The sequence below is a fragment of the Treponema sp. OMZ 305 genome (genome assembly GCF_024181325.1).
GTDB lineage: Bacteria > Spirochaetota > Spirochaetia > Treponematales > Treponemataceae > Treponema.
In genome coordinates this window covers 486,526-502,618 of record NZ_CP051300.1, presented here as the reverse complement: position 1 = coordinate 502,618, position 16,093 = coordinate 486,526, and the positions used below count along the sequence as shown (strand labels likewise).

Below are 16,093 nucleotides of genomic sequence, written 5' to 3'. Positions count from 1 at the left end.
CAACATGCATATCCTGCTGCGGGGCGTTCTTGCTTTTGTTTTCACTTCTTTAATGTGTACTGCTTGCAGCGATACCCTGTCGTCGGTATCGCTTGCCTTGCCGACGGATATGCAGAAAGCTGCAACCTCACCGGTTGCTTCCGAGCAGCTTATCCGCGTTGTACCGCTCAAGGCGTTAAATAAAAATGCCCGTACCGGTATAATACGCAACCCTGAAAAATCCGATGTTATGTATTTCGCCTTTGAAAAAAGCCCCGAAATGCTCGGTTTAACCGGTTCCGGCTTGTATGCGCTTGAGCTGGAGTTTGAACCGCCCCTGCCCGCCGCAAAATTGAGCGGCACAGCGCCTATAAACACAAGCGCTATTCAACCGGATTCTGCCGAATTTGCCGTAGGTTTACTGTATGCAAGCGATTTTTCCGCCTCTGGAAAATTGAAAGGAACCGTCATGCCGCAACATCCCGTTACGGCGCAGATACTGCCGCACGGAACCTTTACCGTCAGCATCGGCTTTGCAGGTACAGCAATAGGAACAGCGAATATTAGGGGATTTATGGTTTCAGCACAATCGGCTTTGAAACTGAAAAGCGCGGCAATCGTCCCCGTTCGGTATGGCTGGTTAAAGAAAAGCAGTACCGGATTATGGTATGGCGCCACCGCTGACGGGGACAATATCCCGACTGAATTATGTACCGGTACGGGCATCCCCTTGCGCACGGAGTTGCCGAAACCGTCAGCCGTTATACATACCGAAAATACCGTTATAGAGGCGGGATATGCCGGAAAAGGCGGTAGGGACTCTATCGTTATCCATTTTGGCGAGGACTTACCGGCTACACCCGCGGCGGAACAAAAACAACCGCGCCTTTCGTTCCAATGCAGCGGCAAACGCATATCCGTATACCGTGCACCGAATATATCTCACCTTACGCTTGACGGCTGCCTCTTTCCCGATGCTGTTTTTAGCATTGAACAAACTGATGAACAACCCCGCGCGGAAAGGTTATCCAATACGGATATGCTTCCTGACACGAGTGGACAGGCAGATATGGATGAAGCCGATAATGAGGCAGACACGACACCGACAGTCTGCGGCATTACCGCCGAATATTACACACCGGCACTGCTCACCCCCATCACAGCCGATCCGGGGCTTATTTTGCATTGGCCGCAGGCACAATGGCGGCAACCGTCTTACGAACTGTTTGCATGGGAACAGTTTCCTTCGGTACTGATTTTCGACTTTATCGACTATGCAGTGCAGGATGCCTATCTTAAACGACTCTCGTTCTTTGCGGAAAAAAAAGGCTTTACGGGGAAACTCCTCTCCGATGAAATGAGTCATTCTCTTCACGGGTTTAATGCCCACGACTATCGGGCCGAAACGCTTGCAGCCTTTTTTCAAAAAGCCGAAGAGGAAACTTTCCCGTTAAATACATCGGAGCTGCATTTACGTAAAATTCTATTCCATAACGGCATTATTGTCCGCACGGAAACCGGCATTGAAGCAGGAAGCGGCGCAATCGTATCCATAAGCCGCCAATCTCCGGCTTATCTCCGCTACCGCTTCATTACCCACGAATGCCTGCATGGTATTTATTTTACGAAAGAAAGCTTCCGTGATACGGTAACGGAAGTTTTCCGGCAGACAGATCCGCGCGCTGTGCTTTTTTTGCGCCGTTATTTTGAAATATATCCGTCGCTGCAATATAACACTGATGATGACTACTTGCTTCAAAACGAATTTATGGCTTACATCCTCCAGCAAGGCAGTGATTCTCTTCAACAATATTTTATACAGCTTTCATGGTTCCATTTAATGAATGCGGCTGAACCGGTACTTTGCAGATACATCCGCAAAACCAAGGCAGCAGGTTTTATGCAGGCTGCTGCGCAAATGGACTCTTTTCTATATACAACATGGGGAATAAAAGGCGGGAGAATTCATTTAGTCAATATAGAATCTTTATAAAAAATAAAATATCAATGAAACGTTTTATACCTTTCATTGTTTATCTGTTTACTTTCATTCCTCTGAGGAGGGTACCATGAACTTTGAAGCGATCCTTAATCAATGGGAAATACAAACTCAGCATCCTTACGGGAAAAAAAGGATGCAAAGCGATGCAAAAAATCCGATAGCCATAGCATATACGGCTGAAAATACCCAAACTTTAAATCCGATGGATTATTGGTTGCGGCGCTACGGTGTCTATGATAAAGATTCTAATGGTTCTGAAGATAGTACTCAGACTGATACTCTTGCCGAAAAACGGCGGTTACGGGCAATGCGCCCGCAAGCAGAAATCGACTTACACGGCATGACACTTGAAGAAGCCTACAGTGCACTGGTTACTTTTTTCGAAGATTCCGTTCGCAGAGAGTATCAAAAAATTCTCATCATCCACGGGAAAGGGAATCATTCTCAAAATGGACCTGTATTAGCGCGGTTCGTACAAAAGTTTTTGGAAACAAATATCCATGCCGGTGAAACGGGACACCCCAAAGGACGCGACGGAGGGACAGGGTCGACGTGGGTAATACTAAAGTATTAACAGGATAAACGCATCAGGGCATTTATTTAACAACCCCGCGGAAAAAATTGATACTGTTCAACCAGAGTTGAACCTCTTCGCGGTTCAAATGGTCTCACAGTCTCAATTTTTCAGCGGTTTTTATCTACTATACCTGATGCGGTTGCCCGTCTGCCCCCAAAAAATGTGCGAAATTTTAAGCAAAATTTCGCACAGAAGGAAGGCAACCGCTGGAAATATTTTTAATGCGGTTGCCCTGAAAATATTAAATAGTTCCATTGTCATAATAGCGAAAAAGAATTAAAATAAAAAGCTATTATGGATACCCAGTCGGATATTGTAGCTAGGGAAAAGGACAATCCCCTCGCTCGGCATGCTTTAGTAATGCAGATAGCGCTCTATGCCGGAGAGCTTCTTATTCGGAACGGAGCAGAGATGTACCGCGCCGAGGAAACGATTGTGCGGATAAGCGAAGCGGGAGGCATCCACGATATTACTCCGTTTGTTACGCCCACCGTACTGTTTATTGCAAACGGTGACGGCGAAAACGTACTCTATACAAAAAATATAAAAAAACGGAGCAACAATATTGCTAAAATTACATTAGTGAGTGATTTTTCCCGTAATTTTGTGGAAGGTCGTATTGATATATCCGAAGCAATGGATTGCTTACGCAAAATAGATCAATACAAAGGTTATCCATACAGGTTTGTTCTCTTTGCTGCCGGTATCGGATGCGGTCTTTTTGCGGTATTAGTAGGCGGAAAATTCGGAGATTTTGTCGCAGCATTTTTTGCCTCATATATTGCCGTTTTTATCAGCGATAAAATAATGGCTCGTTCCCGTACCGTTTTTACCGGTAATTTTGTTGCAAGTATGTTTGTGGGAATTATTTCCATTATATCCTTTGAAATTAAATTAGTTGATAATCTTGACAATATCATCGTCGGCGCCGCACTTGCCCTTGTTCCCGGCGTTGCATTTACCGCAGGAATTAGAGACTTTATTTCAGGCGATTTACTCTCCGGAATCGCACGTATCGGAGAGGCGGTTCTTGTTGCAATTGCCATTGCGTTCGGTGTCGGTAGTATTTTAATGCTCTACTCGATTCTAGGAGGACTGTGATGCCGATTTATGCCCATACCATACTCTCCTTTATCAGCTGTCTCGGTTTTGGCGTTCTTTTTAATGTCCAAAAGCGTACATTGTTGCTTGCTGCGGTAAACGGCGCAATCGGTTGGACAATATTATTAGTTCTTGATATCCCGCAAGTCAGCTATATTTTTGCAAATTTGCTTTCTGCGATAGTGGTCGGCCTCCTTGCGGAACTTTTTGCCGTTATTCAAAAAACTCCTGCAACCTCTTTTATTGTTGTCGGTATTATCCCTTTAGTACCCGGTTTCCGCGTTTACCGCTCAATGCTTTTTTTTGTGCGGGGCGATCTGGACAAGGGGCTTGCGGAGGGTGTCCATTCGTGCTTTATGGCAGTCGCGATAGCAGTTGGCATCATTCTTTCCACTTCTGTTGTTCGCATGATTCGGCGGCCTATCAAAAACTATATAAAGAAGAAAATATAGTAGAAAAACCTCTAAAAACCTTGAGTGTTCGAGAGATGCCCTAGTCTAAATAGTGCAGTACTAAAAAGCCGATTAAACGCAGTACGTGTTTAATCGGCTTTTTGCTTTTGACGGTTACAAGCTTTTTACTTTATCGCTTCCGCAAGGTTATCTGTCTTTAAAAGGCGAATATTGTTTGCCGTATCTTGTACGAGCAAGCCTTTTTCCGTAACGCTTATTGCCGTGTACGGAAGAACGGTTACCGTCGATTTTGCTTGCATTTCGAGATTATCGTTGAAGCGTGCAAGGTAATACTTCCCCGATTGCTCAATGACCGCATAGTAGCTGCCATCAACCTGTATTAAAAGACTCTGCTCTGCAACGGGAACGGTAGCCTGCTTGGTCATTTCAAGCGTGCGGGGGTTAATGCCAATCAGTGTAATCATCTGATTTCCGGATTTTGAACCGGCAATCGCGATAAGCGAATCTGCTCCTTCGATAAGAACACGTCCACGCACGGTATTGAGCGACGAGGTTTTCAGCGGTTTTTCCGTTTTAAGGTCGAGCAATACCACTTCCGAAAGCATCGAGCCGGAGTCAACTACTTTCAACACCGTGCCGGGTAATGCGGAAGCAAAGGCCGCTTCATCCTGAGCCTTTCGTTCAGCTCGTTTTTCTTCAATGATTTTCCGAGTATCTGCGGCAACATCCTTCCGATCGCTTTGTGCTTCCTGCTCTTTTGTATCGGCAAACTGCTTTTCAGAAGAAGCTTCCCGTTCTTTATCTTGGGCTTGCTTTGAGGCTTCATCAGAAGCTTTCTGTTTTGTGTCCGCTTCTTTCTGTTTTGCCGTTGCTTCCTGACCAGCTTTTTTGGCTGCATTTGCTTTTTCGGCGGCAGCTTTATCTTTATTGCTTGCTTCTTGTTTATTCTTTGCGGCTTCCTGCTGTTTTTTTGCGGCTTCTTCAGCAGCTTTACGGTCATTCGGATTCTTTTGAGCCTGCTTCTGTGCTGCTGTAGCCTCTTTTTCGGATTGAGCAGCTTTTTTCTTTGCCGTTTCCGCATCTTTTCGGGCTTTTTCCGCATCCTGTTTTGATTGAGCCGCTGCTGTTTTTGATTTATCAGCTTCTTTTTGTGCGGCCGCAGCTTCATTTCGTTTGGCGTCAGCGTCTTTCCGAGCTGCAGCAGCATTCTTCTGTGCGACATCTGCACGGTCGCGGGCAGCGCTGCTTTCTCGTTCTTTCAAATCGATCATGTCTTTGCGGGTAGCAATATCTTTACTATCCTGCTCACGCATTTTATTGACAACGTTTTTATCGGAAATGGAACCGGTATCGATCGCGCTTAACGTACCGCTGTATTTCTGATCGGAAAGCGGGATAACAATCTGCGTTTTTCCCGGCCATTCATCATAGCGCAGTGCAAGACCGGCTTTATCGGCAGTCAAATTCTTGACAACAACCGCTTTATACTTACTTTTGAACATATTCATATCACCGCGGTATACAGCGTTATAAATTGTTACAAAATGAGCAATTGTTTTTGCATCTTTTTCGGAATATCCGTAAGCGCGTCGTAAATAACCGGCGATAATAACTCGTAAGTTGTTGATATGATCGACTTTCGCTCCGCTTCCGATAATCATGATATCGGCATCGAGACCGGTTTTCACCGACGGATCAACTGCATGGATAACGGCGTAGCGATTCATCTCGCCGGCGCGTCCGCGTTGAGCAGCTCCGCCGAGCGATTCTCCGATTTCGGCGATTGCCCGCAGCGTATCGATTTCGGCATGAGGCCCTGTGTAGTTGATAAATTCAATCGGCGTATTTTCGGCCTGCTTCAGTTCATTTTGATCGACCTCTATCGAAAAAGCCATGCTCATAAAGGCAAATGTACAGAGGCATACAAGCGCTATTCTTTTCATTGAACAACCCCTTTCTATGAAGATGATACGAAGAAATCCCAACACCTTAGGACGTATCCTGAAGGAAGAGAGCTTCTCGGTAAAACAAAGTTCGATTCTATTCTACTATAGTTTTTATTTTTTGTCTTGCGTACTGCTTAATATTTTCAGGGAACGCACTTGCCGCGATGCTAAAAAGCGCTTTAACGGCTGAACCGGCGGTCTGTTTATCGCCATATTTCGCTATTTCGGTAAGGGCATCGCAGGCAGCGTAGGCAGGTTCAAGAGCGCGCACTCCACAGCGTTGCAGCAACAGCTGAATTGATTCGATCGACCTTCCGTCAGGATCAGCGGCAATAAACCCTAATGCCCTGATGATTGCAACGGCTAAGGTTGGGTCGGACGTTTTTGATGCCTCGTCGAGCAGAATAGTTCGGTACTCCAACGATTCCAATAGCCCAAGTAGTTCCGCTGCCCGTGCCCGCTCATAAATCGTAAAATTGTATGGGAAATACGCTGCCCGCTGATTGTTTGTTAAAATAGTTTGCAGGGTAAGTGCGTAGGCTGCTTCATCCGTACCGATTGTCCCTTTTGTGATGGCTTCATCGATACCGGTTAACAGCGCCGTGGTATCCCCGTAGGGAACGAAGAAGGGGAGCGTTTGTGTCCTTTCCTGTGCTTTTAAAATTTGATATTGCGGCGGCGCTTCCCGCTGGAGAGTACTTTGCATAATCTTTGTGTCCAGTCGCCAGCTGTTGATAACCCAATCATCGACAGCAATAAGGATACCATTCGGCATAATAACCGGCAGAAAAGCTGATGTGATGATCTTTTGTTCCCGCTTTACGGTTCCCTCGCCGCTGATAATTGCCGCTATACCCTTACAGGCGATGTAATATTCACCGTCCGTTTTGCTGTAATATAACGGAAGTGTAATGCGGCTGTTCAATTTTGCCGTCCAAGTAATTTTATTAGAGGTAATATTCCGTGCCGAAACGGTACCATCGGCATATATGCATACCAGTTCGTTGCCGGAGGTTTGCATAAAAAGCGGCGCTGTTTCTTGTGTTTGCCAGACTGCAAACCCGTCGGTTTCCCTTTGTTGTACACGTGATGACGTTTCTTTCTCTTCGGATGCGGCGCTGCGGTAATAGGCGAGGATGCCGTCACCGGTGCTCATAATATACCCGCCGGGAGCAGCTGAGAGTGCAGCAATTTCTTTTTTTAAGGTTTTTGTGTTTAACATCTGTCCGGTGAGTGAAACGGTTAAAAAATCTTTGTTCGTCAGCGTCAGCAACAATGATGCTGTTCCCGTTTCGCACAGCTGCCGTGCCGGAGCGGAGGGGAGCTTCATCTGCCACTTGAGCTTTCCTTTTATAGAAAAACAGTAAAGATTGGATTGCGTTAGCACACAGATTCTGCCGTCAGTGGTACTGTAGGGAGCATACAACGCCGGTTCCGGCAGCTGCACCGACCACAGATAAATCCCCTGTCCGGAAACAGCTTGCAGTATCCTCGACGCATCTGCAATAATCAATATCCCCGAATTTGATACGGTTAAAAACGGTTTTATTGTCCGCTCAATATTCCGCCGCCATACAAAGGAGCCGGTATAATCGATACAGTTAAGCGCCTGATCCGAGCTTAATGTATAAAGATATTCTCCGTGTACAACCGGATCACAGAGCGTTTCGCCTGCCATAACCGCCGACCATTGTGTTTGTTCTATTTGTGCAGTCTGTGCGGTGAGTACCCTTGCCGGAATCAGCAAAAACATACATGAAAAGGCTGCGGTAAGTAAGGATGTTAAAAAGCGTTTCGGTTTTGTCATCGTATAAAAATTCCTAAAAGTTCACAGTGGTGTGTTTGCGGATAAAAGTCGAATAAACGATATTCGATAAATCGATACCCCAATGCGGTTAGTTTTTTTGCATCGCGGACAAAGGTTGCAGGATTACAGGAAACATAATGAATGAGCGGTATTTTTGCTTGCCCCAGATAGGTAAGCGCCCGTTCATGGATCCCTTGCCGCGGCGGATCGATGATAGCGGCATCATAGACAAGCTGTGCGGCGGGGATGTCCGGCCAATCGGCGTCGGAAACGGTATGGAAAAAGCAGCGGCAAGAGCCGTTTTTTTCCGCAATAATCCGATCGAGGTTCTGCTGTGCCGCCCGCAGCGCCGGCTCGTTGTGTTCCACCAAATGAAGCTCGGTAGCTTTGTCCGTTAAAAAAGCGGAAAAGGTGCCGACGCCGGCATAAAAATCGAGTACCCGCGTACATGGTGGGATATCCGATACCGGTTCAATCATTTTTTCCAGCATTGTGATATTCGACTGAAAAAAGCCGAATACGCTAAAGTTCAAAACAGTGTTTTTTACTCGTGCCGAAGCGTCGGGATGAATAGGGCTGTATATGTCATCTTGTGCAAAAACATGGTAGCGGCCTTTATCGATTTTTGAGCTGCGGGGAAAAAGCTTTTGTAATCCGTTCTGCTGCAAAACGGTACGCAACGCAGGTACTGCAATAGGGCAATCATGGACGGGAACAACCGTGTTGCTCGCAAAACCGTGCATCCCGATTGTTCCGTTTTTATCCGTATGGAATTGAAACCGGTTTCGATATTCCCATCCGGTGCCCGCAATAAAAACCGGCGGACGTTCAGGTGCAATATGCGCTCTGTCGAAAAGCTCTGCAACCATTGCCTGCCGAAGTATTTGCTGATAGGTATCATCCGCCATTTGCAAATTACATCCGCCGCAGCGGCCGAAATACGGGCAGAGCGGTTCAATCCGATGAGGAGAAGCTGTGATGACTTTTTTTATAACGGCTTCGCTGTAATCGCGCTTGTTTGCCGTAACGGTAATATCGAGTTCTTCATCGGGGAGCGCAAAAGGGATAAACACTGTTTTGCCATCTATCCGCGCGAGCGCTTCCCCGCCGAATACGATCTTTTCCGTAGTAACCCGCATGGAATGCAGTATACAGGAAAGCGGATGTTTTATAAAGGCGCAGGGCGCTGCCGCCGTTACTTCAAATACACAAACGGGATATCGTCTATGCGCTGAAGATGAATAGCGCCACATCCTTTTTCTGCGTACATAACGTTCAGCATCGCGGTGATGTTGCGTTCAAAATCGGGATTGCTTTTTTCTTCTACGGCTGCGATACCTCCGCCGTAAATGCAGTAGACAAGGTCGGCGTATTGCAAGGCAAGCGCGGGATTATGGATGGAAACGAGCACCGTTTTATGCGCTTTTGTGCAAAGCTTACGGGTAATCTGCATAATCTTATGCTCGTTGTAAAAGTCGAGATTGGCGGTCGGTTCATCCAGGAGGATGATGGGCGCATCTTGTACCATGCCGCGGGCAAGCATCACAAGCCGTGATTCCCCGGAGCTGAGCTGACTATAATAGCGGTCTGCGAATTGCGTTAAACCGAATACATCGAGCGCATGGTCGACATATTCCCAATCTTTTTGCGACGGGGATTGGAGCGCAGTTTGATGAGGATTTCGCCCCATCACGACAAAGTCGCGTACTGTGTAGGTAAACACGCCGGAATGCCCCTGCGGAATGTAGCATACTTTTTGAGCGAACCGTTTGCGTGTAAGCTGCGCCGCATTTTCTCCTAATACGGAGAGTGTACCGGACGCGGGCTTATCCAATCCGGCAAGCAGCCGCAACAGCGTGGTCTTGCCCGCCCCATTCGGGCCTATCAGCGCAATTACCTTTTGCTGCGGGATATGCAGCCGGAGGTCTTTCAGAATAGGCTGAGTTCCCCGCACCGCCGTAACGCCGTCAAGCTCAAAAGCCGCGTTCATATTCCAATCCAAATATCGTTGTTCCGGCGGAGCATCAGCTGCGCAAGAATCGGCGCACCGATGACAGCCGTGATAATACTGACCGGTATCTCATTGCCGGACAGGGAGCGGGCAACGGTATCCGCAAACAAGAGGAGCGCAGCGCCGCACATAAAAGAAAGCGGGGCAACCTTGTAATTATTATTGCCGAACAGCAGCCGGATAACATGCGGCGCAATAAGCCCGATCCAGCTGATAATACCGGCAGCGGACACAACGCTTGCAACCAACAATGTCGAAGTGATAATAAACAGTAGCCGCATCTTTTTAACCGGCGTACCGAGCGACGCCGCTTCTTCATCGCCGAGTGATAGAATATTGAGCTGCCTGCGGAACAGGATAATAAAGCCGCATCCCGCAACGGCAATCGGTAAAAAGGCGGCGAGCTTTTTCCATGTGATAACGTTAAAACAGCCCATCAGCCAGAACTCCAGAGCAGGCAACTCATTGAGCGGATCCGCCATGTATTTGATAAGGGATACCCCTGCTCCGGCAAGTGCATTGATGATGACGCCTGCAAGCACGAGGCGTATCAGGCTGTGTTCTCCACCGATGTTCGAAAGCTGCAACACAAGCAACGTAGCGCCGATGCCGCCTGCAAAGGCGCAGAGCTGGATACCTGCCGCACTTGTATGGAGTAGCACGATACCGATTGCCGCGCCGAGGGAAGCACCGGTAGAAACCCCGATGATGTCGGGCGCAACCAGCGGATTGCGGAACAGGCTTTGCAAACTTACTCCGCTCAACCCGATTGCGCCTCCTGAAAGAAAGACAAAGAGGGTACGCGGCAGCCGGATGTTCATAAAGATATTGTAATCGGCTGTAGTTACCGCCGCAAATGCATCGGTGTGGAACAGTATCGAAAGTATCTTAATGAAAGAGAGCGGATAACGCCCCCAGCTCAGCGAGAATATCAGCGCCGCCAGAGGCATTATACAAGCTGCACATATCAGTTTAGTCCGGTACCGCATCCGCATTGAAAGGTTTTATCTTCTTATTTTACATTAAGGGAAGCGAGGTCTTTTTCTTTACCGAAGAAGTCCCGATAAAAGGCCTTGGTTTTTTCCGCCAAATAATCGGCGGGAACTTTTCCCGGATGCAGTTTATCGGCAAGCCAGATAACACCGAGGCATGAGCACGGAATGGGGGAATCCCACTCATCAACACTTGACGGGAACACATAGACCTTGCCGTTATCGACTGCGGGAATGCCCTTCCATTCAGCTTTTCCGATGAGTTCTGCCGGAGTTACCTTCGAGCCCGTTGCGGCAACGATAACCTGCGGGGCATATTTCTGTACCTGTTCCAGCGATACTTTTGTCCAATAGACATCGGTAATATCATCGCTCACCAATTTTCCGCCTGCTGCCGCAACGAGTTCCGCTTGGAACATCTTGGGGCTGAGCGCGTTCAGAGGATCGGAGCGGCTGGCCACATAAACGGATACCGCCGGTTCGCCTTTTACGAAACCTGCGACATCATTTAAGATTGTCTTATAAAAAGTGAGCAGTTTTTGCGCTTGTTCGCGATTACCGGAAGCGGCGCCGAGCATTTCGACATAGCTGAAAAAATTCTTCATGGTTTCCGGTTCAATCACCAAGGCAGGAACACCGAGCGCTTCAATTTGAGGAAGCTGCTGCGCGGCTTTAAACGGCACTAAAATGAGGTCGGGCGACAGAGAAGCAACCGCTTCGAGGTTCAGATTCTTTGCGCCGCCGCATGCGGGTTTATCCGCCAGTTCGGGAGCGAATTCTTTAATAAACGGACGACCGCCTTTTCCGCCGTCGCCCGATACGATATATTCCCGACAGCCGACAGCCAATGCCGTATTGCTGAGAATATAAAACGGCGCGACAATCCGCTCCGGCTTTTTGGGGATAACAACGGTTCTACCTTGATGATCGGTTACGGTTGCAAACCCTTCCGATGCTTTTTTGTCCTGCTTTCCGCCCGCCCATACCGGCAAGGTTGCGAGCATTACAACCAAAATTGCTAATGAACGTAGTTTTTTAGACATAGCGTCCTCCTTGATAGACTTAAATAGACGTTACCATAATCTTCTTAATAAACGCAACCCCGTCTGCAAGCTCTTTATCGTCAGGGTGTCCTTTTCCTAAGCCGCCGAACAATTTGAGCGGGCCGAAAGTGTCAAATCCCTTACATTCAAATTCTCCCAATACGGTAAAGCCGTTTGCCTGTAAGTAACCGGCAAATTTTTTTGCATATCTGCCTTTCCCCATTCCGCTTGTACATACGGCAAAAGCATTTTTCGGAAGTTCATGCCGGTGATGTTTCAAAAATGCATATATCGATTTATGAAATCTTCCCGCATATATTCCCGAAGCGAAGCCGACACAATCATATTCCGAAAAATCGATACTTTGAGCTTGCTCTACTTTAAACAGCGTTACCGGCATATCTTGTGCCATTGCCGTAACTACTTTTTCCGTATTTCCATGATGAACCGATGCATAGATAATTGCCGCTTTTTTCATAAAATCTCCCGATAAAAATTTTAAAAACTATGTCGATCAATGTACTCACATTATCCGACAGTATCTTGTTTTTAACGGTGCGATTGTACTACTTTTCGGATACCGATGCAAATATCAATACCGATAAATATTCCGGTATGGAAAATAAGCTCTTGGCGTGATAAAATCAGCATACCTCATGGAAACAGTCAGCGTATGGAATTAGATTTTAAGCATGCTTCATTACAGGAAATCCTTAACTATACTCCCGATCTCCGCAGGGAAGCGTATGTAGATGCGACACTGCGGATGCAGGCGGATGATAATATCGTCGGGGTGTTCGGCTCTGCCTATTCGGAAGTTCAGTCTCCCGTCATCGACGAGGCGCTCATCTACGGCTGCGGTCTTGTGCCGGTGCCGATTGTCGGAGTGGACGCCTTTATTTTTAAATATGGTGATTATCCTGCTTGCGATGCCATCAAGAGTACGATGGTATATTTAACGACGCAAAAGTGTCCGCTTCTGTATTCTTCCAAGATGTATGTACTTGACGGCTGTTGCCCTGCTGTCGAAATCGCGTTCCGGCAGTGTACGCAAAAACCTGTGCATATATACAACGACGCTACAACACTCAAGGCAATGTTGCAACAGGTGTATGGCTGCGAGTATTCCGCTGCCCGCTATCAAGAAGCGAAGTCTGCCTTTCTAATATTGAGCAGCTTGTTACAGCGGCTTGAACAAAGTACGCTTTCCGGCAATGCCTTTGGGGTGCTCGCTTTTTATTCCCGTTTTATCTTTAAGCTTGAAGAACGAATCGCTTTCTTGACGCGGGTGTGCGAATTGCTTTCTTCCGCAGCAATCGGCGAACATTCATCTCATCCAGTGGAAAAACGAGTGTCTGTTTCAATTCATTGTCCCGACGGCATCATACAAAAAATCAAACCGGCTTCCGGAACTTATTTTAAGCCGGTATGGGTGCAGGCAGGGCGTTCCGCCGATATTGCGTGCGCGGGATGTATCTATCCCGCTGCTGAGTATGTGGGGTATTAAAGCCGATAAACTTTCCGTTTTTAGGCAACCCTATGACGACGGTTTTGAGCGAGATGCTCTCAAACCGTCGCTTCTGTTGACAGGTAACCTGTTCAGAAACAGAAGTTTCCGAACAGGTTATTTACTTAATTACCTGTGCACCGAACCCTTTTACGGCACCGAATAATTTTACAGCATCATCTTGCGGATATCTGTTTGCAAACATCGACACATCAGTTTGTACCTTCATCGTTTGGTTCATTCCCATTGCGCGTCTGAACTCGTTTGCGGGAGAATTCGGATCGTAGTCGGTTTTTTCTTTATAGGTAGCGTTTAAGAAGCCTGCCAAATATGCTTGGTTTAAAACTTTTTTAAGCGGAGCTACGTCTTTTAACTCCTCGTTGCCTTCAGCGCTATTAAAGCGGTCAACATCTTCAAAGTCTTTTACCCATATATATTCGAAGGTACCTAAGCCCGGCAGGGTTACATCCGCTTGTTTGTTCATAAAGAATCGGTTGTTATCTACGAGAACCTTCCGTCCGTTTTCCATAGAAGCAGGGCTGTCGATACGGCAGCGGTCTATTGCAGAAAGACAAGAAAGCCCGATAATATTGTGGTGTAGATTTACCTCAACCTTTGTCATAACACGGAATCCGTAGCCCATATCTTCAAAGGCATGCGTACGCGGCCACGTAAACAGAACCGTATTATATGCGAACTCCAGCGTTATGGCAGTCGGTTTATTTTCTTTTCCCCAAATTTCGCAAGCAGACATCGCATTTGCAGTAAAGACGTTATTCAAAATTTTAACATCGCCTGAACCGCCAAACTGAATGGCAAAATTGGAAGCGTTATTAAATACACAGTTTTGAATAAGCACATCACACTTCATAATGCTGCCGCCGAATATAGCCTTTTCGGTGGTGATTACTTTTTTTTCGCTACCGTTTTCACCCTGTCCAGGCGGCAGGATGAGCATACCGGTCTCTACCCCGGCGGGTTTTCCTTTCGTTGGATGATAGCCGTTGGAAGCTCCTTTATCGAAGATGATACCGTCAATAACGAGTCTTTTTCCCTGTCCGTCTTTAATATCAAACTCCATAGCCTTATTTGCTCGACCCGTTCCGTTTGAGGAGGCCGGCGGCATAACAAGAGTACGGTATTTTAAAACATCCCGTTTGGAAAAGTCTTTGGAATACCCGCCGTAGATTTCGACTGCGTTTTTTATCATGATAAAGCCCTTGTCCCGAACGCCGTAGTAATTGCCTTCGGCAACATACAGCTTATCGCCGGGCTGAGCTTTTTCGGCAGCCTTTTCGATGTTCTTAAATGGAGCATCTTTTGTGCCCGCATTTCCGTTCTTACCCGTTTCTTTTGAAACGTAGTACTCTGCAGCCATTACGTTTGCTAAAACGAGACAAGTCGCTAAACACGTTGTAATTGCTTTCTTCATATACACCTCTCAATTTAAGGGAGAATGCTTGTATACTCCCCTTTATGATCAATGTAGCATAATTCCTACGGATTTGTAAATGATGATAGGCTATTGTCTTATCTCGATGCCTTGCGCGAATGCTATTTATTTCACCATAATGAAATGAGGGATGTCTTTAATCTAATCCAATCTTTTTATTTCGAGAAACCGTACTTCTTGCCTGTAAGCGCTTACTATCGTAATAATTGAGGCCAGTATTAAAATTCCACCGTTTACCAATAAATCTCTTTTAACCAGTTTTGTGATTTCAGGTTCGGTGATTATAAGCTCCGGCGTTTCTTTTAAAGCATCGAAAAAGCCGATATGTTCAATATCCGGAGCCTCATTTACAGCATCGTATATACGCCAGCCGTATTCCAATACGGTTGCCGCTGCGAGTGCTATGCCCAGTACAATCAAAATCATAACGATGGCTTTTACGGTTAATTTTTTTCCCAGTCGTTTATATACAGTATAGGATATTGCGCTCAGTAAGACTGGAATCGCCCAAACATAGAGGTTCATTTTTCCGACGATAACATACAGTAAGATTCCCGCTAATGCAACGCCGATAACGCCCAATGTACCGAGTAAAAAATTTTCTTGCGTGTTTTTATCTTTTTCTTTTCGGTCGGTAAGATCGGCTTCTTTTTCCGCTCGCTCAGCTTCGGTTAGATACAGGTATTGCGATCCTATTTGAAACAACCGTATCGTTCCGTCATTTTTACCATAGATAAATCCGCCGGATTTATACTTATTTTCTACAAGGAATGGGATTACGGTATCATTGAGCAAATCAAATGTTTTCTTATAATTGCCTAATGCCGGCGTAGGATATTCAAGGATTAATGCTGCGTTACCGATACGCGTTTTTACCTTTTTTATTTCGCAAAGCCGCGGCTGCAAAAGAGCGAGCATGTCTTCTCCATCAGCCTCTTTAGAGGCGCCGATGGTAAGGATGCATTTTTTCGCATTGGCATCTACGCGAAAAATCGTATAAAACCCTTGCAACATCCCTGCATATACATTCTTATATTTTTTAAATTGATAATCCGTTGATAAAAAATCTAAACTTCCCATGAGTGTTCCTCTTTGAGTAAATAAGTTGCGCCGCAAATAATGAGGTGCTTTTGAAAATGAATTCTTCTGTGACTATAGGGTATGTCTAAAAAGATAAAGAGACGAAAGGCTGGGGGCGGCACGGGGAGTAATATCTGTGCAGATTAATCCTTGCCGCTTGTTTTACAGCTTCCGTCTCTTCT

15 protein-coding genes are annotated in these 16,093 nt (G+C 46.4%); 6 read left to right on the top strand and 9 right to left on the bottom strand.

Features of this window, described 5'->3' with window-relative positions; translation table 11 throughout:
- The first annotated feature begins 4 nt into the window (after positions 1 to 4).
- The 4 genes from ABK01_RS02265 to ABK01_RS02250 all read left to right on the top strand — a co-directional run bounded on the left by ABK01_RS02265 (position 5) and on the right by ABK01_RS02250 (position 4,111).
- A complete protein-coding gene (locus tag ABK01_RS02265; protein WP_253676108.1) occupies positions 5 to 1,972 on the top strand; it encodes a hypothetical protein in 1,968 nt (655 codons plus the stop codon).
- 76 nt (positions 1,973 to 2,048) lie between these two features.
- Positions 2,049 to 2,555: a Smr/MutS family protein gene (locus tag ABK01_RS02260; RefSeq protein WP_212565898.1), complete on the top strand. Its 507-nt coding sequence runs from the start codon at positions 2,049 to 2,051 to the stop codon at positions 2,553 to 2,555.
- Between the two features lie 297 nt (positions 2,556 to 2,852).
- Positions 2,853 to 3,659 (top strand): threonine/serine exporter family protein, encoded by an 807-nt coding sequence (locus ABK01_RS02255; RefSeq protein WP_212565897.1) that lies wholly within the window; start codon positions 2,853 to 2,855, stop codon positions 3,657 to 3,659.
- Positions 3,659 to 4,111: a threonine/serine exporter family protein gene (locus tag ABK01_RS02250; protein WP_253676107.1), complete on the top strand. Its 453-nt coding sequence runs from the start codon at positions 3,659 to 3,661 to the stop codon at positions 4,109 to 4,111. Before ABK01_RS02255 ends, ABK01_RS02250 begins: the two co-directional genes overlap by 1 nt.
- A 125-nt stretch (positions 4,112 to 4,236) precedes the next feature.
- Here the strand turns inward: ABK01_RS02250 and ABK01_RS02245 are convergent, their stop codons facing one another.
- From ABK01_RS02245 to ABK01_RS02215, 7 genes are all read right to left on the bottom strand, one after another.
- Positions 4,237 to 6,015 carry a P83/100 family protein gene (locus tag ABK01_RS02245; RefSeq protein WP_253676106.1) on the bottom strand — a complete coding sequence of 593 codons (1,779 nt, stop codon included), beginning with the start codon at positions 6,013 to 6,015 and terminating at the stop codon, positions 4,237 to 4,239.
- A gap of 97 nt (positions 6,016 to 6,112) precedes the next feature.
- Entirely contained in the window at positions 6,113 to 7,825 is a 1,713-nt protein-coding gene (locus ABK01_RS02240; protein ID WP_253676105.1) for an outer membrane protein assembly factor BamB family protein, read from the bottom strand.
- The gene (locus tag ABK01_RS02235; protein ID WP_253676104.1) at positions 7,822 to 9,078 is read right to left on the bottom strand and encodes a class I SAM-dependent RNA methyltransferase; all 1,257 of its coding nucleotides are present in this window, start codon (positions 9,076 to 9,078) and stop codon (positions 7,822 to 7,824) included. Before ABK01_RS02235 ends, ABK01_RS02240 begins: the two co-directional genes overlap by 4 nt.
- Positions 9,021 to 9,815 (bottom strand): ABC transporter ATP-binding protein, encoded by a 795-nt coding sequence (locus ABK01_RS02230; RefSeq protein WP_253676103.1) that lies wholly within the window; start codon positions 9,813 to 9,815, stop codon positions 9,021 to 9,023. Before ABK01_RS02230 ends, ABK01_RS02235 begins: the two co-directional genes overlap by 58 nt.
- Positions 9,812 to 10,786 (bottom strand): FecCD family ABC transporter permease, encoded by a 975-nt coding sequence (locus tag ABK01_RS02225; protein WP_253676102.1) that lies wholly within the window; start codon positions 10,784 to 10,786, stop codon positions 9,812 to 9,814. Before ABK01_RS02225 ends, ABK01_RS02230 begins: the two co-directional genes overlap by 4 nt.
- Before the next feature lie 62 nt (positions 10,787 to 10,848).
- Positions 10,849 to 11,871, bottom strand: a complete 1,023-nt coding sequence (locus ABK01_RS02220; protein ID WP_253676101.1) for an ABC transporter substrate-binding protein — start codon at positions 11,869 to 11,871, stop codon at positions 10,849 to 10,851.
- A gap of 19 nt (positions 11,872 to 11,890) precedes the next feature.
- Positions 11,891 to 12,349, bottom strand: a complete 459-nt coding sequence (locus ABK01_RS02215; protein WP_253676100.1) for a flavodoxin domain-containing protein — start codon at positions 12,347 to 12,349, stop codon at positions 11,891 to 11,893.
- Between the two features lie 29 nt (positions 12,350 to 12,378).
- Between ABK01_RS02215 and ABK01_RS11685 the strand changes: the two genes are divergently transcribed.
- Positions 12,379 to 12,510, top strand: a complete 132-nt coding sequence (locus ABK01_RS11685; RefSeq protein ID WP_256481853.1) for a hypothetical protein — start codon at positions 12,379 to 12,381, stop codon at positions 12,508 to 12,510.
- 34 nt (positions 12,511 to 12,544) lie between these two features.
- The gene (locus ABK01_RS02210) at positions 12,545 to 13,378 is read left to right on the top strand and encodes a hypothetical protein (RefSeq protein WP_253676099.1); all 834 of its coding nucleotides are present in this window, start codon (positions 12,545 to 12,547) and stop codon (positions 13,376 to 13,378) included.
- A 121-nt stretch (positions 13,379 to 13,499) separates the two neighbouring features.
- On the opposite strand, the gene ABK01_RS02205 is transcribed toward ABK01_RS02210, so the two are convergent.
- Both ABK01_RS02205 and ABK01_RS02200 read right to left on the bottom strand, forming a co-directional pair.
- A complete protein-coding gene (locus ABK01_RS02205; protein WP_253676098.1) occupies positions 13,500 to 14,810 on the bottom strand; it encodes a right-handed parallel beta-helix repeat-containing protein in 1,311 nt (436 codons plus the stop codon).
- 162 nt (positions 14,811 to 14,972) lie between these two features.
- On the bottom strand, positions 14,973 to 15,911 hold the full coding sequence (locus ABK01_RS02200) for a hypothetical protein (RefSeq protein ID WP_253676097.1): 939 nt from the start codon (positions 15,909 to 15,911) through the stop codon (positions 14,973 to 14,975).
- Positions 15,912 to 16,093: the final 182 nt, after the last annotated feature.